General features: G+C 60.1%; 22 protein-coding genes and 1 other RNA gene. 6 read left to right on the top strand and 17 right to left on the bottom strand.

Annotated elements, in window-relative coordinates:
• Positions 1–3: 3 nt before the first annotated feature.
• From mraY to rsmI, 9 genes are all read right to left on the bottom strand, one after another.
• Positions 4–1,086 (bottom strand): phospho-N-acetylmuramoyl-pentapeptide-transferase, encoded by a 1,083-nt coding sequence (gene mraY / locus J3P82_RS05530; protein ID WP_186610987.1) that lies wholly within the window; start codon positions 1,084–1,086, stop codon positions 4–6.
• Positions 1,086–2,453, bottom strand: a complete 1,368-nt coding sequence (locus J3P82_RS05525) for a UDP-N-acetylmuramoyl-tripeptide--D-alanyl-D-alanine ligase (RefSeq protein ID WP_434561343.1) — start codon at positions 2,451–2,453, stop codon at positions 1,086–1,088. The genes mraY and J3P82_RS05525 overlap by 1 nt, the downstream gene beginning before the upstream one ends.
• Complete coding sequence (locus J3P82_RS05520) at positions 2,446–3,909, bottom strand: UDP-N-acetylmuramoyl-L-alanyl-D-glutamate--2,6-diaminopimelate ligase (protein ID WP_434561341.1); 1,464 nt, start codon at positions 3,907–3,909, stop codon at positions 2,446–2,448. The genes J3P82_RS05525 and J3P82_RS05520 overlap by 8 nt, the downstream gene beginning before the upstream one ends.
• The gene (locus J3P82_RS05515; protein ID WP_434563712.1) at positions 3,909–5,648 is read right to left on the bottom strand and encodes a peptidoglycan D,D-transpeptidase FtsI family protein; all 1,740 of its coding nucleotides are present in this window, start codon (positions 5,646–5,648) and stop codon (positions 3,909–3,911) included. Before J3P82_RS05515 ends, J3P82_RS05520 begins: the two co-directional genes overlap by 1 nt.
• Positions 5,648–5,941, bottom strand: a complete 294-nt coding sequence (gene ftsL, locus J3P82_RS05510; protein WP_003178214.1) for a cell division protein FtsL — start codon at positions 5,939–5,941, stop codon at positions 5,648–5,650. Before ftsL ends, J3P82_RS05515 begins: the two co-directional genes overlap by 1 nt.
• Positions 5,938–6,885: a 16S rRNA (cytosine(1402)-N(4))-methyltransferase RsmH gene (gene rsmH, locus J3P82_RS05505; RefSeq protein ID WP_434561339.1), complete on the bottom strand. Its 948-nt coding sequence runs from the start codon at positions 6,883–6,885 to the stop codon at positions 5,938–5,940. The genes ftsL and rsmH overlap by 4 nt, the downstream gene beginning before the upstream one ends.
• Positions 6,882–7,337, bottom strand: a complete 456-nt coding sequence (gene mraZ / locus J3P82_RS05500; RefSeq protein WP_003178209.1) for a division/cell wall cluster transcriptional repressor MraZ — start codon at positions 7,335–7,337, stop codon at positions 6,882–6,884. Before mraZ ends, rsmH begins: the two co-directional genes overlap by 4 nt.
• Before the next feature lie 308 nt (positions 7,338–7,645).
• Positions 7,646–7,999: RNase P RNA component class A (rnpB, locus tag J3P82_RS05495), an RNA gene on the bottom strand.
• A gap of 74 nt (positions 8,000–8,073) precedes the next feature.
• A complete protein-coding gene (gene rsmI / locus J3P82_RS05490; RefSeq protein WP_434561337.1) occupies positions 8,074–8,928 on the bottom strand; it encodes a 16S rRNA (cytidine(1402)-2'-O)-methyltransferase in 855 nt (284 codons plus the stop codon).
• A gap of 247 nt (positions 8,929–9,175) precedes the next feature.
• Between rsmI and J3P82_RS05485 the strand changes: the two genes are divergently transcribed.
• The 5 genes from J3P82_RS05485 (at position 9,176) to J3P82_RS05465 (ending at position 14,395) form a co-directional block, all read left to right on the top strand.
• Complete coding sequence (locus J3P82_RS05485) at positions 9,176–10,987, top strand: penicillin-binding protein activator (RefSeq protein WP_434561335.1); 1,812 nt, start codon at positions 9,176–9,178, stop codon at positions 10,985–10,987.
• Positions 10,987–11,349: a YraN family protein gene (locus tag J3P82_RS05480; protein ID WP_434561333.1), complete on the top strand. Its 363-nt coding sequence runs from the start codon at positions 10,987–10,989 to the stop codon at positions 11,347–11,349. The genes J3P82_RS05485 and J3P82_RS05480 overlap by 1 nt, the downstream gene beginning before the upstream one ends.
• A gap of 100 nt (positions 11,350–11,449) precedes the next feature.
• Complete coding sequence (locus J3P82_RS05475) at positions 11,450–12,043, top strand: phosphoheptose isomerase (RefSeq protein ID WP_007928463.1); 594 nt, start codon at positions 11,450–11,452, stop codon at positions 12,041–12,043.
• Positions 12,040–12,618, top strand: coding sequence for a BON domain-containing protein (locus tag J3P82_RS05470; protein ID WP_186638315.1), 579 nt, complete (start codon positions 12,040–12,042; stop codon positions 12,616–12,618). Before J3P82_RS05475 ends, J3P82_RS05470 begins: the two co-directional genes overlap by 4 nt.
• Positions 12,619–13,447: 829 nt before the next feature.
• Positions 13,448–14,395, top strand: coding sequence for an IS110 family transposase (locus J3P82_RS05465; protein ID WP_434561331.1), 948 nt, complete (start codon positions 13,448–13,450; stop codon positions 14,393–14,395).
• Here the strand turns inward: J3P82_RS05465 and J3P82_RS05460 are convergent.
• From J3P82_RS05460 to rplM, 8 genes are all read right to left on the bottom strand, one after another.
• On the bottom strand, positions 14,377–14,601 hold the full coding sequence (locus J3P82_RS05460; protein ID WP_434563985.1) for a hypothetical protein: 225 nt from the start codon (positions 14,599–14,601) through the stop codon (positions 14,377–14,379). The two genes, J3P82_RS05465 and J3P82_RS05460, sit on opposite strands and share 19 nt — an antisense overlap.
• Before the next feature lie 235 nt (positions 14,602–14,836).
• Positions 14,837–15,250, bottom strand: coding sequence for a ClpXP protease specificity-enhancing factor (locus tag J3P82_RS05455; protein ID WP_186638313.1), 414 nt, complete (start codon positions 15,248–15,250; stop codon positions 14,837–14,839).
• A gap of 16 nt (positions 15,251–15,266) precedes the next feature.
• Positions 15,267–15,884, bottom strand: a complete 618-nt coding sequence (locus tag J3P82_RS05450) for a glutathione S-transferase N-terminal domain-containing protein (RefSeq protein ID WP_434561329.1) — start codon at positions 15,882–15,884, stop codon at positions 15,267–15,269.
• A gap of 152 nt (positions 15,885–16,036) precedes the next feature.
• Positions 16,037–16,819, bottom strand: a complete 783-nt coding sequence (locus tag J3P82_RS05445) for a cytochrome c1 (protein WP_434561327.1) — start codon at positions 16,817–16,819, stop codon at positions 16,037–16,039.
• Positions 16,819–18,030 carry a cytochrome b gene (locus J3P82_RS05440; RefSeq protein ID WP_039591564.1) on the bottom strand — a complete coding sequence of 404 codons (1,212 nt, stop codon included), beginning with the start codon at positions 18,028–18,030 and terminating at the stop codon, positions 16,819–16,821. Before J3P82_RS05440 ends, J3P82_RS05445 begins: the two co-directional genes overlap by 1 nt.
• A complete protein-coding gene (gene petA, locus J3P82_RS05435; RefSeq protein WP_434561325.1) occupies positions 18,030–18,623 on the bottom strand; it encodes a ubiquinol-cytochrome c reductase iron-sulfur subunit in 594 nt (197 codons plus the stop codon). Before petA ends, J3P82_RS05440 begins: the two co-directional genes overlap by 1 nt.
• Before the next feature lie 256 nt (positions 18,624–18,879).
• On the bottom strand, positions 18,880–19,272 hold the full coding sequence (gene rpsI / locus J3P82_RS05430) for a 30S ribosomal protein S9 (protein WP_003178188.1): 393 nt from the start codon (positions 19,270–19,272) through the stop codon (positions 18,880–18,882).
• A 14-nt stretch (positions 19,273–19,286) separates the two neighbouring features.
• A complete protein-coding gene (rplM, locus tag J3P82_RS05425; RefSeq protein ID WP_003178186.1) occupies positions 19,287–19,715 on the bottom strand; it encodes a 50S ribosomal protein L13 in 429 nt (142 codons plus the stop codon).
• Between the two features lie 245 nt (positions 19,716–19,960).
• Between rplM and J3P82_RS05420 the strand changes: the two genes are divergently transcribed.
• Positions 19,961–21,001, top strand: a complete 1,041-nt coding sequence (locus J3P82_RS05420; RefSeq protein ID WP_434561323.1) for an NADP(H)-dependent aldo-keto reductase — start codon at positions 19,961–19,963, stop codon at positions 20,999–21,001.
• Positions 21,002–21,016 lie beyond the last annotated feature (15 nt).

The following is a 21,016-nucleotide window of genomic DNA, read 5'->3' as shown; positions in this document are numbered from 1 at the left end:
GCTCTACCTCAGCTTCAGGGTGGCAAGGCCGACCAGTACCAGAATCACGGTGATGATCCAGAAACGGACGATCACGCGCGGCTCGGGCCAGCCCTTGAGTTCAAAGTGGTGGTGGATTGGCGCCATGCGAAATACCCGGCGGCCGGTCAATTTAAAGGAGGCCACCTGAATGACGACTGACAAGGTCTCCATCACGAACACGCCGCCCATGATGAACAGGACGATTTCCTGGCGGACGATGACGGCGATGGTGCCCAGGGCCGCGCCCAGCGCCAATGCGCCGACATCACCCATGAAGACCTGGGCCGGATAGGTGTTGAACCAGAGGAAGCCCAGGCCGGCACCGATCAGCGCGCCGCAGAAAACAATCAGTTCACCGGCGCCCGGTACATAAGGAATCAGCAGGTATTCAGCGAATTTCACGTTACCCGACAGGTAGCAGAAGATCCCCAGCGCGCCGCCGACCATGACCGTCGGCATGATCGCCAGGCCGTCCAGGCCATCGGTGAGGTTGACCGCGTTGCTCGAGCCGACGATCACCAGGTAGGTCAGCACGATGAAGCCCGCGCCGAGTGGGATGCTGTAGTCCTTGAGCATCGGCAGGATCAGGGTGGTTTCCACCGGCGACGCGGCGGTCATATAAAGGAAGATCGCCGCGCCGAGGCCGAACACCGACTGCCAGAAATATTTCCAGCGGCTTGGCAGCCCGCGGGAGTTCTTCTCGATGACCTTGCGATAGTCGTCCACCCAGCCGATGGCGCCGAACAGCAGCGTCACCAGCAGCACGACCCAGACGTAACGGTTCGCCAAGTCGGCCCAGAGCAAGGTACTGATGCCGATGGACGACAGGATCAACGCGCCCCCCATGGTCGGCGTGCCGGATTTGGACAGGTGCGATTGCGGGCCGTCGTTACGAACCGACTGGCCGATTTGCAGGCTCTGCAAGGTGCGGATCATCCACGGGCCCAGGAACAGCGACAACGACAGCGCGGTCAGCACACCCAGGATCCCGCGCAGGGTCAGGTACTGAAAGACCGCGAAGCCTTTGTGGAACTGTTGCAGGTACTCCGCTAGCAGCAGCAGCATTAATGTTTCTCCATACGGGTGCCGCACAAAGCCGCGACGATATTTTCCATCGCTGCGCTGCGTGAGCCCTTGATCAATAGGGTGGTGTTCGGGTCTTGCTCGGCGCCCAGGGCCTGGATCAGCTCGGCCTGAGTGGTGAAATGCCGCGCGTTCTCGCCAAACGCGGCGACCGCATGAGCCATCATCGGGCCGACGGCGTACAACGCATCGACCTTGCCGCGTGCATAGGCGCCGACATCGTGATGACCTTGTTGCGCCCACTCGCCCAGTTCGCCGATATCCCCCAACACCAATACGGTGCGACCGGAGAAACCGGCAAGGATATCCACCGCTGCGCACATGGACGTCGGGTTGGCGTTGTAGGTGTCGTCAATGACGCGCATGCCGTTGCTCGCCAGCTGCGCGACGGTACGCCCCTTGACGGGTTGCACGGCATTCAAGCCGGCGACGATGCCCGGCAGCGGCACGCCCAGGGCATGGGCGGCGGCGGCGGCAGCCAGGGCGTTGGCAACGTTATGAGTGCCAAGCAGGTTCAACTGCACGCGTTCGGCACCGTCGGGGCTGTGCAGATTGAAAGCCGGGCAACCACGGACGTCGCGGTCCAGGTCGCTGGCGTAGAAATTCGCGGCGAGGTTGCTCAGGGCGAAGGTCAACACCTTGCGCTCGCCCGCCCGGGCCTTCCAGATTTCGAAGGCTTTGTCGTCGAGATTCAGCACGGCGACGCCTTGGGCATCCAGCCCTTCGATGATCTCGCCCTTGGCCTCGACGATTTTTTCCGGGCCGCCGAACTCGCCGACATGGGCGGTCCCGGCATTGTTGAGCACGGCCACGTGGGGCTTGGTCATGCCGACCGTGTAGGCAATCTCGCCCAGGCGCGAAGCGCCGAGTTCGATGACGGCGGCGCTGTGTTCCTGCGCCAGCTCCAGCAGGGTCAGCGGTACGCCAAGATCATTGTTCAGGTTGCCGCGGGTCGCCAATACCGGACCGCGGGTGCGCAGGATGCTCGCGAGCATTTCCTTGACCGTGGTCTTGCCGCTGGAGCCGGTGATGGCCGCGACTGGGTTGGCAAACGCCGCGCGATTCTGCGCGCCGAGCAGGCCCAAGGCCTGGCGACTGTCGCTGACCAGCAGTTGCGGCAGCGTACTGTTGGTCACTTCCCGCTCGACCAGCGCCGCGACCGCGCCTTTGCCCGCGACCTCGTTCAAGTAGTCGTGGCCATCGAAACGCGGACCGGCCAGGGCGACGAACAATTGCCCCGGCGCGATGGCCCGGCTGTCAATGCTGACGCCGTCAAAACTGGCGTCGGCGGCGATAAGGCGCGCGTTCAAGGCGTTGGTCAGTTCGCTGAGCTTGAGGGCCTTAAGCATGGGCCACCTCCCATGCGCTCAAGGCGTGATCGGCTTCCACCAGATCGGAAAAAGCATGGCGTTCGCCGTTGATTTCCTGATAGTCCTCATGCCCCTTTCCGGCCAGGACGACAACATCGTCCGCCGACGCACTGGCGATCAGTTGGGCAATGGCCTGGCCGCGACCGGCCACGAAGTCGACGTTATCGACCTGCGAGAAACCGGCGCGGATATCGTCGAAAATCCGCTGCGGGTCTTCGCTACGCGGATTGTCATCGGTCACAAGCACACCATCGGCCAGCCGCTCGACGACTTCAGCCATCAACGGACGCTTGCCTCGGTCACGATCACCGCCACAGCCGAACAGGCACAGCAACTTGCCCTTGGCGTGCGGGCGCAAGGCGGTGAGAACTTTTTCCAGCGCGTCCGGCGTGTGGGCATAATCGACCACAACCAATGGCTGGGTGCCGCCGCCCAGGCGCTGCATGCGACCGGCCGGACCCTCGAGTTGCGGCAGCATTTTGAGAATTTCGTCGAGTGCGTAATCCAGCCCGAGCAAGGCGCCGATGGCTGCCAAAACGTTGCTCAGGTTGAAGCGGCCCAGCAACGTGCTGCGCAGGAAATGCTCGCCCTGGGGCGTGACCAGCGTGGCGCGCACGCCTTCGTCATTGAATTGCGCCTGGCGGATATAAAGGTAGGCGCTGGTGTCTTCCAGGCTGTAGGTGATCAACCGGGACTCGCGTTGCTCGGCGGCCAGCTGCCGGCCGAACTCGTCATCGATATTGATGACCCGGCACTTCAGGTTATTCCAGGCAAACAGCCTGGCCTTGGCTTCACCGTAGGCCTGCATGGTGCCGTGGTAATCCAGGTGATCGCGGGACAGGTTGGTCAGCACGGCGACATCGAATGCCAGTGCGCTGACGCGGCCCTGATCAAGGCCATGGGAAGAAACCTCCATCGCAACGGCCTTGGCACCGGCCTTCTTCAGGTCGGCCAACGTAGCTTGTACAGCAATCGGATTTGGCGTGGTGTGCAGGCCGCTCTGCAGCGCACCGTGGAAACCGTTGCCCAGCGTCCCGACGATGCCGCAGTGCTGCCCGAGCAGGTCCAGCGCCTGCGCCACCAGTTGGGTGACGCTGGTCTTGCCGTTAGTGCCGGTCACGCCGATCAGGTTCAGGTGACGGCTCGGCTCGCCATAAAAACGTCCGGCAATATCCGACAATTGTGCCGCCAGCCCCTTGACCGGAATCAGTGGAACATCGGTGATGGGCAGCACGGTGGCGCCGTTGACCTCATAGGCCACCGCCGCCGCTCCGCGCTTCAGGGCGTCGGCAATGCGCGCGCGACCATCGAACCGGGCGCCCGGCACCGCCAGGAACAGGTCTCCAGCGCGTACGTCACGGCTATCAAGGGCCAACTCGCGAATCAACAAGTCGTGGCCGGCGTGGGCAAAAATCTTGTTCAGGCTCAGGGACATCAGCCACGCCCTCCGTCGGCTTTCAATGGAACGACCGGGGCGGTACTCGCCTGCTGGGTCGGTGGCAGGTTGTCCGGGGTGATGTTCATCAGCCGCAGCGTGCCGGACATGACTTTGCTGAACACCGGCGCAGAAACCAGGCCGCCGAAATAGCCGGCCTTGCTCGGTTCATCGATGACCACGACGATGGCATAACGCGGGTCGCTCATCGGGCCGAAACCGGCAAACAGCGAGCGGTAGGAGTTCTCGGCATAGCCCTTGGTGCCGACAGAAGTCTTGCGCGCCGTACCGGACTTGCCGGCAACGTGATAAGCCGGCACCTGGGCGCGATATACACCGCGCGGCGCCTCGATCACTTGTTGCAGCATGCCCTGCATCGTCTTCGCGACGTCTTCCGGAATCACTTGGGTGGTCTGCGGCGCCTTGTCGGTCTTGACCAGGGTCAGCGGCGCGATACGCCCATTGTTGGCCAGCGCGGAAAACGCGTGGACGAGCTGGATCGCGGTCACGGAAACACCGTAGCCGTAGGACAACGTGGCGGTTTCCGCCTTGCGCCATTCACGATAGTTGGGCAGGTTGCCGACGCGCTCGCCCGGGAAACCCAGGCCAGTGTCCTGGCCGAGGCCGATTTTCTGGGCCAGGCGATAAATCGCCTCGCCACCGATATCGAAGGCGATCTTGCTCATGCCGACGTTACTGGAATTGATCAGGATGCCGGTCAGGTCGAGCACCGGTCCTTCTGTCTTGGATACGTCGCGAATGGTGTACTTGCCGATCTGCAACGTACCCGGATAGACCTCGACGGTGTCGCTTGGCTTCCAGCGTCCGGTTTCCAGGGCAGCGGCCATGGACACGGCCTTCATGGTCGAACCCGGCTCGAATACGTCGATCATCGCGCGGTTGCGCATCATCGCCGGCTGCAGGTTGCGACGGTTGTTCGGGTTGTAGGTCGGCTGGTTGACCATCGCCAGGATCTCGCCAGTCTTGACGTCCATGATCACCAGGCTACCGGCCTTGGCACCGTTCTCGACGATGGCGTTGCGCAGCTCGCGGTTGGCCAGGTATTGCAGGCGCAAGTCAATGGACAACGCCAAGGGCTTGCCGGCCTTGGCGTTTTTCGTAACCTGGACATCCTTGATCAGCCTGCCGCGCCGGTCCTTGATGACCTGGCGCTTGCCGGCGACTCCAGCGAGCCATTCGTCATAGGCCAGTTCGACCCCTTCCCGTCCCCGGTCATCGATATCGGTAAAACCGACCATGTGGGCGGTAACTTCACCGGCCGGGTAGAAACGCCGGAACTCTTCGATGCCATAGACGCCCGGCACTTTCAGGTCGAGCACGCCCTGGCCTTGCTCAGGCGTCAACCCGCGCACCAGATAGATAAATTCTTTGTTGGCCTGGGCTTCAAGACGCTCGGCGAGTGCCTTGGGATCCTGGCCGAGGGCTGCAGCCAATGCCGGCCACTTTTCCTTGGCTTGCTGCATTTCCTTGGCGTTGGCCCACAGGGTGGTTACCGGGGTGCTTACGGCAAGGGGCTCGCCATTGCGGTCAGTGATCAAGCCACGGTGCGCCGGGATCGGGATATGACGCACGCTACGCGCATCGCCCTGCCCCTTGAGAAAGTCGCGGTCGACGACTTGCAGGTCGATGATGCGCCAGGCAATCGCTGCGACCATGATCCCGAGCAAGCCCAGGACCAGACGAAACCGCCACGGGAACAGCGCCCCTTCGAGTTTCATCATGGCGCCACCATCTGCACTTCGGCGGCGCCGGGAATGCGCATTTTCAGTTGCTCGGTGGCCAGTACTTCGATGCGGCTATGGGCAGTCCAGGTACTCTGTTCCAGGATCAACCGGCCCCACTCGGCCTGAGCCTTGTCGCGCACGCTCAGCTCGTTATAAAGAGTGTTGAGCAGCTGACGATTCCAATGGGCGCTGTAGGACACGGCGATAGCCGACACGAGCACGCCAATAAAAAGCAGCAGCATGAAAAAGCTGCCGCCCGGCAACGGCTTGGCGAAGAGCTTGCTCACCGCAACTTCTCCGCGACACGCATGACAGCGCTACGGGCGCGCGGATTGGCCTTGAGTTCTGCCTCGGAGGCGAACTGCGCTTTGCCGTGGATCTTGATCTTGGGGACGAACGCTTCGAAACGCACCGGCAGGTTGCGCGGCAGGTTGTCGGCTTCGCCTTTGGTGAGCTTGCGCATGAACAGCTTGACGATACGGTCTTCCAGGGAATGGAAGCTGATCACCACCAGGCGACCACCGATCTCCAGCGCTTCAAGGGCCGCTTCAAGGCCGGCCTCAAGATCGCCCAGTTCGTTGTTGACATGGATGCGCAGCCCCTGGAAAGCGCGGGTCGCTGGATTCTTGCCTTTTTCCCAGGCCGGATTGGCGACTTTCAGCACTTCGGCCAAGTCACCGGTACGCTCGAACGGCTTGACGTCGCGACGTTCGACTACCGCGCGCGCCATGCGCCCCGAAAAACGTTCTTCGCCATATTCCTTGAAGACACGGGCGATTTCTTCCACCGCAGCGGTGTTGACGAATTCGGCGGCGCTGACTCCGCGGGACGGATCCATGCGCATGTCCAGCGGGCCGTCGTTGAGGAAACTGAAGCCCCGTTCCGGGTCGTCCAACTGCGGCGACGACACGCCAAGGTCCAGCAGCACGCCACTGATCTTGCCGGCCAGGCCACGCTGGACGACTTCCGAACCGAGCTCCGCAAAGCTGCGCTGCACAACGACAAAGCGGCCGTCTTCGGCCGCTAGCGCTTGCCCGGTGGCAATCGCTTGAGGATCCTTGTCGAACCCCAGCAGCCGACCGTCCGGACCGAGCTGGCTGAGGATCAGCCGACTGTGCCCGCCACGCCCGAACGTGCCGTCCAGATAGCAGCCATCAGGACGTACGGCGAGAGCCTCGACGGCTTCGTCAAGCAGTACGGTGATGTGGTTAAAGCCGCTATCAGTAGTCACAGGATCAAATCACGTAGTTCATCAGGCATGGCGCCCGGTTGTTGAATAGCAGCAAGGTCGGCGGCGGAAACCGCATTCCAGGCATCTTCGTCCCACAGCTGGAACTTGTTCAGTTGGCCCACCAGCATCGCGCGCTTATCCAGCTTGGCGTATTCGCGCAGACGCGGTGGCACCAGGAAACGCCCGCTACCGTCGAGTTCGAGGTCGACGGCATTGCCGATCAGCAAGCGCTGCAAGCGGCGGTTTTCTTCACGCAACGAAGGCAGTGCGCGCAGTTTGGTTTCGATGATTTCCCATTCATCCAGCGGGTAGACCGACAAACATGGGTCAACAGCGTCGATCGTGACGATTAACTGACCCGAACTTCGCGAAACGAGCTCGTCACGATACCGGCTGGGCATGGCGAGCCGGCCTTTTGCATCGAGACTGATTGCGTTAGCTCCGCGAAACACGTCTGCGTTTCTCCACTTTTGGGCGGTTTACGTTCAAAAAAACCCACTTCATGCCACTTTCCGCCACTTGCGCACACTATAGGAATGCGCCCACCGCACCGTCAAGGCACGAATTGAAGGAAAAGCCTTATAGATCGGAGATTTAGGAGCGTTTCAGGAGGGGTAACAAGAATCTGACGTAGGAAAATTCGCCCGAACTTGAGGAAGCACAGAGGACTGCGCGCACAAGTTAAAGTGATTTATTAAGAGTAAGATTTTTTTGGTATTAGGAACTGCGTCTGCCAGTGATTCCGGCAGGGAGGGAAAAGGTGGAGAGTCGATCTGTAAGCCGGGTTCTGTCTTGAACAGTCATTCGTCTACGATGGCCATCACTGGACATCTTTAGCAACCTACCCGGTCCCAGCGCGGGCCACGCCTTGGGACCCTATTTGGTCTTGCTCCAAGTGGGGTTTACCTAGCCACGAACTGTTGCCAGCCGTGCGGTGCGCTCTTACCGCACCTTTTCACCCTTACCGGCGCCGAAGCGCTTAGGCGGTTATTTTCTGTGGCACTTTCCGTAGGCTCACGCCTCCCAGGCATTACCTGGCACTTCGCCCTATGGAGCCCGGACTTTCCTCCCCCCCCTAATTTTCATAGAGGGCAGCGACTGTCCGATCGACTCTCCGCCGCGAAGGTTAACGGTAGAGCGTTCCAAGAACAAGCGCTAAAAGCCCATGGCCAGCCCGGCACCCAGCTTTCACTGGTTCTTCTGTTTTTCCAGTGCGACCTGGTACAGCACATTCTTGCGCTCGCCGGTAATCTGCGCCGCAAGGGCGGCCGCGCGCTTGAGAGGCATTTCCTCGAGCAGCAGGTTGAGGATACGCATCGCTTCGCCACTGACGGCGTCTTCGCTTTCCGGCGGCGTCCAGCCCGCCACCAACACGACGCATTCGCCGCGCTGCTGGTTGCTGTCGCTCTCGACGAACTCACGCAGTTGCGCCAAGGGGAGCCCTTTTAGCGTCTCGAAGGTTTTGGTCAGCTCCCGCGCCAGCAAGGCCTGACGCTCGGGACCGAACACCAGCTCCATATCTTGCAGGCACTCCAGAATGCGGTGCGGCGCCTCATAAAAGATCAGCGTGCGCGGTTCTTCCTTTATAGCTTCCAGGCGCGCCCGTCGCCCCACGGCCTTGGCGGGCAGGAAACCTTCGAAAATAAACCGGTCCGACGGCAAGCCGGCCGCCGACAGCGCCGCGATCAAAGCACAGGCCCCAGGCACCGGCACCACACTTATCCCGGCAGCGCGAGCCTGGCGAACCAGGTGATACCCCGGATCGGAAATCAGCGGCGTACCGGCATCGGAAATCAGCGCCACATTGTCACCGGCCAGCAGACGGGTGATGAAACGACTGCCTTCGTCCCGCTCGTTATGCTCATGACAGGCGGCCAGCGGCGTGGAGATACCAAAATGCTGCAACAGACGTTGGGAATGGCGGGTGTCTTCGGCCGCGATCAGCGCAACGTCCTGCAGGATCTTCAAGGCGCGCGCACTGATATCGTCCAGGTTGCCGATGGGCGTCGCCACCACGTAAAGCGAGCCGGCGGCGGAATTCATAGCACCTGGAGCAGTCAAAACGCATACCTCATGGTCGGTCAAAACCGGCATTGTAGCGCGTAGCGTCGGTCTCGGCTGCTGCGCACCAAGGGCTTGTGCCCGCCACAAGAGTCAACTTCTCGTCTTTTATGCGGTACCACACCCTTTGAACCACCTAAATCATCCGATTCACACCACTAACATCGCGCCCCGGCCAACGCTTGGGTACAATTCGACGCTAATTTGATCTCGTATCAGGAACACTTACATGATCGCTTGCCTGCGGCTGCTCTCCGCCCTCTGCCTCGCTGCCCTCCTGGCGGCCTGCGCCAGCTCGCCCTCGTCCAGCCTTGGCGAACTTCCACGGACCCCGGATGCCAGTATCGAGCAGTTGCTCGAACAGGCCGCCCAAAGTAAAACGCCGGAACAAGCAGCCCTGTTGCGCCTGAGTGCCGCGGACCTGGCCTACCGCCAGGGCAATGCCGGCCAGTCCGCACAGATCCTGCAACAAGTGCCGATGGAACAACTCAAGCCCGGCCAGCAGATCTTTGCCAGCACGCTGTCGGCCGAATTGGCGATGACGCGCAATCAGCCCAAGGCAGCGCTGACTTCGCTGGGCCACCCAAGCCTGCAGCACCTGAGCGAAATGCCGGTGGAACAGCAAGTCCGCACCGGCACCGTCCGCGCTCGCGCCCTTGAGGCCGATGGCCAGACCCTGGCCGCCGCCAAGGAGCGGATCTTCATTGCCCCGCTGCTCGACAACGAAGCCGCAGTAAAAAATCACGAAACCATCTGGACGCTGATCGCCTCGCTGCCCACCGATCAATTGCAACCGACCACCACCGACGACCTCGGCGGCTGGTTGAGCCTGGCCAAGGCCGTGAAAACCGCCGGCACCCTGGAGCAACAACAAGCGGCCATCGACAGCTGGCGCGAGCAGAACTCGAAGCACCCTGCCGCACTGCAATTGCCGACGCCGCTGGTCAAGCTAAAAGAACTGGCGAGCCAGCCGCTGAGCAAGATCGCCGTGCTGCTGCCGCAAACCGGCCCGCTGGCCTCGGTCGCCAAGGCCCTGCGCGAAGGCTTTATGGCAGCTCACTACCAGGTGCAGCAGGCCGGGCAGAAGCCGCCGAGCATCCAGTTCTACGACAGCGCCAGCTTGACGTCGATGGATGACTTCTATCGCAAGGCCCAGGCCGACGGTGTCCAACTGGTCGTCGGCCCGCTGGAAAAACCCTTGGTCAAACAAATCAGCACCCGCCCGCAACTGCCCATCACCACCCTGGCGCTGAACTACAGCGAAGGCGAACAAGGCCCGCCCCAACTGTTCCAGTTCGGCCTGGCTCCAGAAGATGAAGCCCGTGAAGTCTCCCGTCGCGCTCGCGCCGACGGCCTGCATCGCGCCGCCGCCATGGTGCCGAAAGGGGAATGGGGCGATCGCGTATTGAAAGCTTTCAGCCAGGATTGGCAGGCGAACGGCGGAACCATCGTCGCAGTCGAACGCGTCGACCAGCCGGTGCAACTGGCCCAGCAGATCGCCGACATGTTCCAGTTGCGTCAGAGCGAAGGTCGCGCCAAGAGCTTGCAAAGCACCGTGGGCACAACGGTCGCCGCGCAGCCATCGCGTCGCCAGGACATCGAGTTCATCTTCCTCGCATCGACCCCGCAGCAGGCCCAGCAGATCAAGCCAACCCTGAACTTCCAGTACGCCGGCGACGTGCCGGTCTACGCGACGTCCTCTGTATTCAGCGTCAGCGGCGACCAGAATCAGTACAACGACATGAACGGCGTGCGCTTCTGCGAAACGCCTTGGCTGCTCGACGCCAATGACCCGCTGCGCCAGCAAGTCACCGCGCAATGGCCTCAGGCCGGCGGCAGCCTGGGCCGGTTGTATGCGATGGGTGCCGACGCCTATCGCCTCGCTCCGCGCCTGGGCCAGCTCAAGGCATTGCCAGACAGCCGGCTCGAAGGCCTGTCGGGCAGCCTGGCGATATCGCCGACCCAGCGCGTGCAACGTCAGTTGCCTTGGGCGCAATTCGTCAACGGCCAGGTACAGCGGCTGCCGGACACCCAGCGCTGATGCCTGACCGCTCACACCTGCAAAGCGGTAAGAATGCCGAGGGCCAAGCCCTCGCGCATCTTCAGCAACAGGGTCTGCGCCTGCTGGCGCAGAACTGGTTGTGCAAACGCGGCGAGCTGGATCTGGTCATGCTTGACGGCGATACAGTAGTATTCGTCGAAGTCCGCTATAGAAAAAATACCCAATGGGGTGGCGCGCTCGATAGCATCGATGCACGCAAGCGTCAGAAGCTGGTTTTCGCCGCGCAGTATTTCCTGCAACGCGAGCCTCGCTGGGCCGACCATCCCTGCCGCTTCGACGTGGTTGCCATCGACAGCAACCTCGATCAGCTGAACTGGCTACAAAACGCCTTCGACAGTTGAGCGCCCAGCCAAGCCGGACACCTTCACTTAACTTTTTGCTCTTTGCTTTGCGCGCCGCACATGTTTGTGCCGATAAGTCGCGCTACTTAAGGTCACACAGATGGACATGCAATCGCGAATCCGCCAGCTTTTTCAGGCCAGTATCGACACCAAGCAACAGGCGATGGACGTACTTGCACCGCACATCGAGCAAGCGAGCCAAGTGATGGTCAACGCCCTGCTCAACGAAGGCAAAATGCTCTCGTGCGGCAATGGCGGCTCTGCCGGCGACGCGCAGCACTTCTCCTCGGAGCTGCTCAACCGCTTCGAACGCGAACGCCCGAGCCTGCCGGCCATCGCGCTGACAACCGACAGCTCGACGATCACCTCGATCGCCAACGACTACAGCTACAACGAAGTATTCTCCAAACAGATCCGCGCCCTGGGCCAACCCGGCGATGTGCTGCTGGCGATTTCCACCAGCGGCAACTCGGCCAACATTATTCAAGCGATCCAGGCCGCACATGATCGCGAAATGATTGTCGTAGCATTGACCGGTCGCGACGGCGGCGGCATGGCATCGTTGCTGCTGCCTGAAGACGTCGAGATCCGCGTACCGGCCAATGTCACTGCACGTATTCAGGAAGTCCATCTGCTGGCGATCCACTGTCTCTGTGACTTGATCGACAGCCAACTGTTCGGGAGTGAAGAATGACCCCTAATCGCCTAGGCCTATTGGCCCTGACCCTGTGCCTCGGCATCAGCGGCTGCACATCGGTGGTTAATGCCAGCCGGGAAAAGCCGATTGAAGACGACCGCGGCACCCGCACCTTCGGCAGCAAGATCGACGACTCGCTGATCGAAACCAAGGTCGGCGTGAATATCGCCAAGGCCGACCCGGACCTGGACAACAACTCGCACATCGTCGTCACCAGCTTCAACGGCGTCGTGCTGCTGGCCGGCCAGACGCCACGCGCCGACCTCAAGGCCAAGGCCGAACAGGAAGCCAGCGCCGTGCAGCGGGTCAAGACCGTGCATAACGAACTCCAGGTCCTGCCGCCCTCCTCGCTGCTGGCGCGCCAGAATGACGCCTGGCTGACCACCAAGATCAAGACGCAGATGTTGACCGATGCCAGCATTCCTGGTTCGCGCATCAAGGTTGTGACTGAGAACGGTATTGTCTATCTGCTGGGGTTGCTGACCAAGCAGGAAGCGGCACAGGCGACCAACCTGGTGCAGGGTGTGTCTGGGGTGCAGAAGATCGTCAAGTTGTTTGAGTACATTGACTGATATCGAGCTCTGATTCGCTCAAGAAAACGGCGCTTGCTCCGCGATGGAGAGGCGCCGTTTTTTTATGGATACTGGTTGGTGTGTATATCCGTTGCTGCGGTTGCGGCCAGTAATGGTTCCGCTTTTACAGCGGCTCACTTTTAAGAGGCGCAAAAGTAAGCAAAACGCCTTTGCCCCACCACTCGGTGCCTCGCCTGGGCTCGGCATGCCCTCACTCCGGCATTGCTCCGTGGGCCCGCCGCGAAGGGCCGTCCCTGGCCCAGCGCGGCTATCCCGGCATCCATGCCGGGATGCCCACTCCACCAATGCCTGCGTTCGGCCAGCGTGGTTAACGGGGCGCCCGAAATCAACGTCCACCACGAGGCGGCCTGAAGCCGACCTGGTTTCGGTGGGACCGCGTTACTTCCTGTGGGGAGCGGGCTTGCCCGCGAAGAGGCCAGCACATCCAGCACCTTCATCCACTGACACTCAGCCTTCGCGAGCAAGCTCGCTCCCACAGTGGATCTTCAGGGAACATAAAACTCATGTGCACCACAGATCTCCTGTGGGAGCGAGCTTGCTCGCGAAGAGGCCACCACATCCAGCATCTTCATCGACTGACACTCCGCCTTCGCGAGCAGGCTCGCTTGTATGGTAGGACTTGAAGGGAGGAGGAGGGACAAGGCTCGATTCTGACTGTTGACGCAGTACAGACCGTGGGAGATTTCGCCCCTCCTCCTTTCACCTAAGCGCCGATAAAGAATGCATCTGGCTAGACCGACGATAGGAACAAGCCTGCGCCTCTGGGTGAGCCCTTCAAGTGCTCAAACCTTATCTCGGAGGAAATCCTATGGCAATGCCGGTCTCTTTATCAAAACCGATCGTGGGTGTGGATGTCGCCAAGAATGAATTGGTGATTTATCAGGCCGATAGCGATCTGCTTGAAGAGATCCCTAATACCAAAACATCCATCAAGCAGTGGCTGAAGGCCTTGCCATGCCCCGTGTCTATTGCCATTGAGGCAACCAACATCTACCACCTGGAGTTTGCTGATCTGGCCTATGAGGCCGGTTGCACGATTTACATGGTGGGCGGCTATGAACTCAAACATTACCGCGAAGGCGTGAAGATCCGCGCTAAAACCGACGCCTTGGACGCCAGGCTGCTGGCCCGTTACCTGAAAAACGAAGCCGAGGAGTTGCGCCCATGGACCCCGCCCTCACCGCTGTACCGCCAGCTCCTGAGCCTTTTGCGCCGTCGCGCAGCCTTGGTCCAGGCCAGGGTCGGCCTAGTGCAGAGCTGGTCGAATGAGCCGCTGCTCAAGGCGGCTTTTGCCGAACAAATAAAGTCCATGCAGCGGCTTGAAACGATGATCGAAAAGACGATCAACGATCAGCTCAAAGAAGCCGGTTTGCTCGGTCAACTGAAGCGCTGCCTGAAAGTTGAGGGCATTGGATTTCTAACCGGAGCACGCTTGCTCACGGCGTTTCAGCGGGGGGAATTTAGCAACGCGGATGCGTTTATCGCCTTTCTGGGCATGGATCTGCGGGTATCGAAATCTGGGCAAAAGGACGGTCGCCGCAGCTTGACCAAGCGCGGAGACCCCGAAGCCCGCCGGCTTTTGCACAATGCAGCGATGTCGGCTAGCCGTACAAAAGCCTGGAAACGGTTTTACGAAGCCCAAAGAGCTCGAGGCTTCAGCACCACTCAGGCGTTGGTAATGCTGGCTCGCAAGCTTGCTCGGGTGGTATTCGCCTTGCTGAAAGGGCAAAGCGAATATCAGCCAAAAGCCAGTTGAGGGCTTTCCCTCAACCATAGAATCTCCCACAGGGGGAACGCGGTCAGCAAGAAACAGGCCGGCTTTAAGGCCGCCTCGCGGTGGACGTTGACCTCGGGCGCCCCGTTAACCACGCTGGCCGAACGCAGGCATTGCGCAGTGGGCACCTCGGCATGGATGCCGAGGTAGCCGCGCTGGGCCAGGGACGGCCCTTCGCGGCGGCCCACGGAGCAATGCCGGAGTGAGGGCACACCGAGCCCAGGCGAGGTGCCGAGTGGTGGGGCAAAGGCGCTTTGCTTACTTTCGCGCCCTTCGAAAGTGAGTCGCTGTAAAAGCGAAACCATTAGCAGCCATAACCGCAGCAACGGATATACACACCACCCAACCCCACAAAAAAATGCCCGCATCTCACGACACGGGCATTTTTCTCAACCAATTAACCAAGCCTTCACACAGACCCGATCACTTCACCACTTTCAAACTCGGCCGCCCGCTAGGACGCGGCGGTTCGTCATCCGGTGGTGGCAGGTCATCATCCGCCTCGAACTCTTCCTCGCCGTCCAACGGCACTTCCAGCTCGAACACCATGCCCTGGCCATTCTCCCGGGCATAGATCCCCAGGATCGAGGCAATCGGCACGTACAGCGTATGCGGCACGCCACCGAAGCGCCCTTCGAAGCTGACCGCATCGTTGTCCATGTGCAAATGCCGCACAGCGGCCGGCGATACGTTCAGGACAATTTGTCCGTCATTGGCGAAACCCTGCGGCACCTGGACCGATGGATACTCGGCATTGACCAGCATGTGCGGGGTGCAATCGTTGTCCACAATCCACTCGTAGAGCGCGCGGACCAGATAAGGTCGACTGGAGTTCATAGCGGCTCCCTAAGCCTTAGCGCATGTCGCGTTCGGCACCAGACAGACTCGCCTGGAAAGCCTCACGCGCAAATTGGCGCTCCATATAATCAAGCAGCGGCTTGGCTGGCCGCGGCAGTTCGATACCCAGGATCGGCAAACGCCAGAGTATGGGCAATAGGCAGCAATCCACCAGACTTTGTTCCTCACTCAGAAAGAACGGCTTGTCGACGAACAGCGGCGACACGCCCGTCAGGCTTTCTCGCAACTCCTTACGCGCCACCACCCGCGCCGGCTCCTTGGCCCGCGGATCCAGGATCAGATCCACCAACCCGCACCAGTCACGCTGGATACGATGGATGAGCAAACGACTGTTGGCACGCGCAACTGGGTATACCGGCAGCAAAGGCGGATGCGGATAACGCTCATCCAAATATTCCATCACCACCGTCGACTCCCATAACGCCAGGTCACGATCGACCAGCGTGGGCAGGCTGCCGTAAGGGTTCACCTCAATCAGCTTCGGCGGCTGACGGCCCGCTTCAACGTAAATGATCTCGGCGCTGACACCCTTCTCTGCAAGTACGATGCGTACCCGGTGGGAATAGTGGTCGGCGGGGTCGGAGTAACAGGCCAACCGATTGGTCACGCCCATGGCGATCCTCCTCGCTTGTTGAAATTATCGAAAAACGGAAAAACGAGCGCGCCCAGAGGGCGCCTCCCGTAACCACCTGATCAACCAGGCTCGTTACACCTTCAGAGACGCCCTTGGGCGCGCACGATTAACAGCAACGGCTTACAACTTTATCAATGCACGTCTTTCCAGTATTCACGCTTGAGCAGATAGGCGAAGACGAAGAAGAACGCCAGGTACAGCAATACATACGTACCGATGCGCTGATGCTCCAGCTTCACCGGGTTGGCCGAATAGGCCAGGAAAGTCACCAGGTTCTTGACCTTTTCGTCGAACTGCTCAGGCGTCAGGCTGCCGGAGTTCGGCACGATGGTCAGCTGGTCGCAGGCTTCATGGGTCAAAGCGGTGCCGGTCAGCGGATCATATTGCTTCTTGCCGTCTTCGACGATCTGAACCTGCTTGCAGCCTACCACTTGCCGACCCTGCAGGCCGACCAGAACGTTCGGCATGCCGACGTTCGGGAAGACTTTGTTGTTCACGCCCCATGGACGCGCAGGGTCTTCATAGAACGAACGCAGGTAGCCGTAGAGCCAATCGGTACCCCGCACGCGTGCTACCAGGGTCAGGTCCGGGGGTGCAGCGCCGAACCAGGTCTTGGCGTCGGACGGCTGCATGCCGATGTTCATGTGGTCGCCCAGCTTGGCTCCGGTGAACACCAGCTTCTCGAGCATCATCTCGTGAGGGATACCCAGGTCATCGGCCACGCGCTCGTAGCGCTGGAACTTGGCACTGTGGCAACCCATGCAATAGTTGGCGAACGTACGGGCGCCGTCTTGCATGGCTGCTTTATCGGAAACGTCGATGTCGACTTTTTCCAGTTCCGGCCCACTTGAGGTAGACGCGAAGGACAGTACAGGCAGAGCAGCAAGAATCAGTACAGAAAATAGCTTTTTCATCAGCCAGTCACCCTTTCCGGAACCGGTTTGGTCTTCTCGAGCCTGGTGTAGAAAGGCATCAGAATGAAGTAGGCGAAGTACAGGAAGGTGCAGACCTGCGACAGCAGCGTCCGACCCGGGGTCGGCGCCAGTACGCCTAGCACGCCCAGGATCACGAACGAGATGCAGAACACCCAGAGCCAGATCTTGCTCAGCCAACCCTTGTAGCGCATCGACTTGACGGGACTGCGGTCCAGCCATGGCAGGACGAACAGCACGGCGATGGCCGCGCCCATGGCGATGACGCCCAGCAGCTTGTCCGGAACCGCCCGCAGGATCGCGTAGAACGGTGTGAAGTACCAGACCGGCGCAATATGCTCAGGCGTCTTGAAGGCGTTCGCCTGCTCGAAGTTCGGCTTCTCGAGGAAGTAACCGCCCATCTCAGGGAAGAAGAACACGATGGAGCAGAAGATGAACAGGAAGACCACGACGCCGACGATGTCTTTCACGGTGTAGTACGGGTGGAAGGCGATGCCATCCAGCGGTACGCCGTTCTCGTCCTTGTGCTTCTTGATGTCCACGCCGTCCGGGTTGTTCGAACCGACTTCATGCAGCGCGAGGATATGCAGCACCACCAGACCGAGGATCACGATCGGCAGGGCCACGACATGCAGGGCGAAGAAGCGGTTCAGGGTAATGCCCGAGATCAGGTAGTCACCGCGGATCCACTGGGTCAGGTCGTCACCGATGACCGGGATGGCACCGAACAGCGAAATGATCACCTGGGCGCCCCAGTAGGACATCTGGCCCCACGGCAGCAGGTAGCCCATGAAGGCTTCGGCCATCAGCGCCAGGTAGATCAGCATGCCGAAGACCCAGACCAGCTCTCGCGGCTTCTGGTACGAACCGTAGAGCAGGCCACGGAACATGTGCAGATAGACCACGATGAAGAACGCTGAAGCGCCGGTGGAGTGCAGCAGACGCAGGATCGAGCCGTACTCGACGTCGCGCATGATGTACTCGACGGACGCAAACGCCTCTTCCGCCGACGGGGTGTAGCTCATGGTCAGCCAGACACCGGTGACGATCTGGTTGACCAGAACGAGCAATGCCAGGGAGCCAAAGAAGTAGAAGAAGTTGAAGTTCTTCGGAGCGTAGTACTTGCTGAGATGGTCTTCCCACATCTTGGTCGCGGGAAAGCGCGCATCAACCCAGTCCATTAGTTTGCTCATCACGCTTTCTCCGTATCGACGCCAACGACAATGATGTCATCGGTCTCATAGGAATGCGGGGGAACCGGCAGGTTCAAAGGTGCAGGCTGCGATTTGTAGACGCGACCGGCCAGGTCATAGTGGGAGCCGTGGCAAGGGCAGAAATAGCCGCCGACCCAGTCCTTGCCCAAGTCGACAGGCGCGACTTCGGGACGGAACGTTGGCGAGCAGCCCAAGTGAGTGCAGAGGCCAACCAGAAGCAGGATCTCCGGCTTGATCGAGCGCGTCTCGGGGTTGACATATTCCGGTTGGACCGAGTTCTTGGAAGAGGGATCGGACAGCTGGCCCTCGATCTTTTTCAGATTCCCCAGAATCTCCTCTGTACGGCGGACGATGAACACCGGCTGACCGCGCCACTCAGCAATCATCTGCTGCCCTGGCTCGATCTTGCTGATATTCACTTTCACCGGTGCACCTGCAGCTTTCGCCTTGGCACTGGGAAACCATGACCCCACGAACGGGACCACGGCCCCCACCGCTCCTGCAGCACCCACCACGGATGTGGCTGCTACCAGGAAGCGACGCCGGCCTGCATTCACGCCGTCATTGCTCATTCAGTCCTCTCCCATCAGCTTTGTGGCCTGTTAGATCAGGCGTCTACTAAGTAAAAATCTGAACTTATAAAAATTTTGCCGAATGGTAATGAAAACCCCCAATTCTGACAAGGTAATTACCAAGCGGCCAAACCGCCAAGCCTTGTAGTATAGGGGCTCTACGAATGTGGCAAGTTGTCACAGAGCAATTATTTTGCCCATAAAAAAACGCCCAGCTCCGTGAGGAACTGGGCGCCTTTTGAACGCGGAAGCGAAATTAACGCTTCGAGTACTGCGGACGCTTACGCGCTTTACGCAGACCGACTTTCTTACGTTCAACTTCGCGAGCATCGCGAGTTACGAAGCCGGCTTTGCGCAGAGCACCACGCAGAGTCTCGTCGTAATCCATCAGGGCGCGAGTGATGCCGTGGCGGATTGCGCCAGCTTGACCACTTACACCACCACCGATAACGGTGACGTAGATGTCGAATTTTTCGACGGTCTCGGTCAGTTCCAGCGGCTGACGAACTACCATGCGGGCAGTTTCGCGGCCGAAGAAGTTATCCAGGGTGCGGTTGTTGATGGAGATGTTACCAGTGCCCGGACGCAGGAAGACGCGTGCGGTTGCGGTCTTGCGACGGCCAGTGCCGTAATTTTGAGTCGCCGACATAATGAACTATTCCGTTAAAACTTCAGTTCTTGGGGCTGCTGAGCAGTATGAGGGTGAGCAGCGCCCGCATAAACCTTCAGCTTACGATACATGTCGCGACCCAGTGGGTTTTTAGGCAGCATGCCTTTAACCGCGGTCTCGAGCACGCGCTCAGGGGCTTTGGCGATCAGCTTTTCGAAGTTGATCGACTTGATGCCGCCAGGAAAACCGGAGTGGGAGTAGTACATTTTGTCAGTGGTTTTAGCGCCAGTAACACGTACTTGCTCGGCATTGATAACGACGATGTAGTCACCGGTGTCAACGTGAGGGGTGTACTCAGGCTTGTGCTTGCCACGCAGACGGCTCGCGATTTCGGTGGCCAGACGACCCAGGGTCTGACCAGCAGCGTCGACGACAAACCAGTCGCGCTTTACTGTTTCCGGTTTAGCAGTAAAAGTTTTCATTCTTTATAGCCTCAGGGGCCGCCCTGTAAATTAGACGGCGGATCTTACTGAATAGTGCGTACTTTGACAAGTCAAAGGCAGCCGGATACAGACGCTTTCGGGGGCTCGGGTCGGCGCGTCCGTTCAACGGCAAGATTCTTCGGCGGCGGCGCATCACTTCCACTGCAGAAAGAGGTGCGCAATTATGCAGATTGCGAAAAATATTTCAACCTGCTTTTATGATTGTTTTGCCCAAGGAGTCCCCGATGGATTATCGCAAGCTAGGCCGTACCGATCTGAATGTCAGCGCCTTGTGCCTCGGAACCATGACCTGGGGCGAGCAGAACAGCGAGGCAGAGGCGTTCGCCCAGATTGAACGCGCCAAGGGTGCCGGGATCAACTTCCTCGACACCGCCGAGATGTACCCCGTGCCGCCCAAGGCCGAGACCTACGCCACCACCGAGCGTTACATCGGCAACTATTTCAAGAGCCGCGGCGACCGTGCCGACTGGGTCCTGGCGAGCAAGATCGCCGGCCCCGGCAACACCATCGACTACATCCGCGACAAGAACCTCAAGCACAACCGCCGCCATATCGTCGAAGCGCTGGACGCCAGTCTCGAGCGCCTGCAGACCGACTGGATCGATCTCTACCAACTGCACTGGCCGGAGCGCAGCACCAATTTCTTCGGACAACTGGGCTACACCCATAAGGCCGACGAAGATTTTACCCCGTTGGAAGAAACCCTCGAAGCCCTGGACGAGCAGGTCCGCGCCGGCAAGATCCGCCACATCGGCCTGTCCAACGAAACACCGTGGGGCACCATGAAATTCCTCGCCCTGGCCGAAGCCCGCGGCTGGCCCCGCGCAGTGTCAATCCAGAATCCGTACAACCTGCTCAACCGCAGCTTCGAGATCGGCCTGGCGGAAATCGCTATTCGCGAACAGTGTGGCCTGCTGGCCTATTCGCCCCTGGCGTTCGGCTTCCTGTCAGGCAAATACGAAGGCGGCGCGCGGCCGGCCAAGGGCCGCCTGACGCTCTACAGCCGCTTCATGCGCTACTTCAACCCGCAATCGGAAGCAGCCTGCAGCCGCTATGTGGCGCTGGCTCGCGAGCATGGCCTGGATCCGGCGCAGATGGCCTTGGCATTCGTTACCCAACAGCCGTTCGTGACCAGCAACATCATTGGCGCCACGACACTGGAACAACTGGACAGCAACATCGCCAGCTTCGACCTGAAACTGTCGGACGAAGTGCTGGCGGGGATCGAGGCGATCCACAAGGATCATCCGAATCCCGCGCCATAACCCCAAGCGGAACGT

Source organism: Pseudomonas sp. Z4-20 (assembly GCF_051131955.1).
Classification (GTDB): Bacteria; Pseudomonadota; Gammaproteobacteria; order Pseudomonadales; family Pseudomonadaceae; genus Aquipseudomonas; species Aquipseudomonas marvdashtae.
Note: the sequence above shows the minus strand (reverse complement) of the source record. Positions and strands in the feature narration are given on the sequence as shown.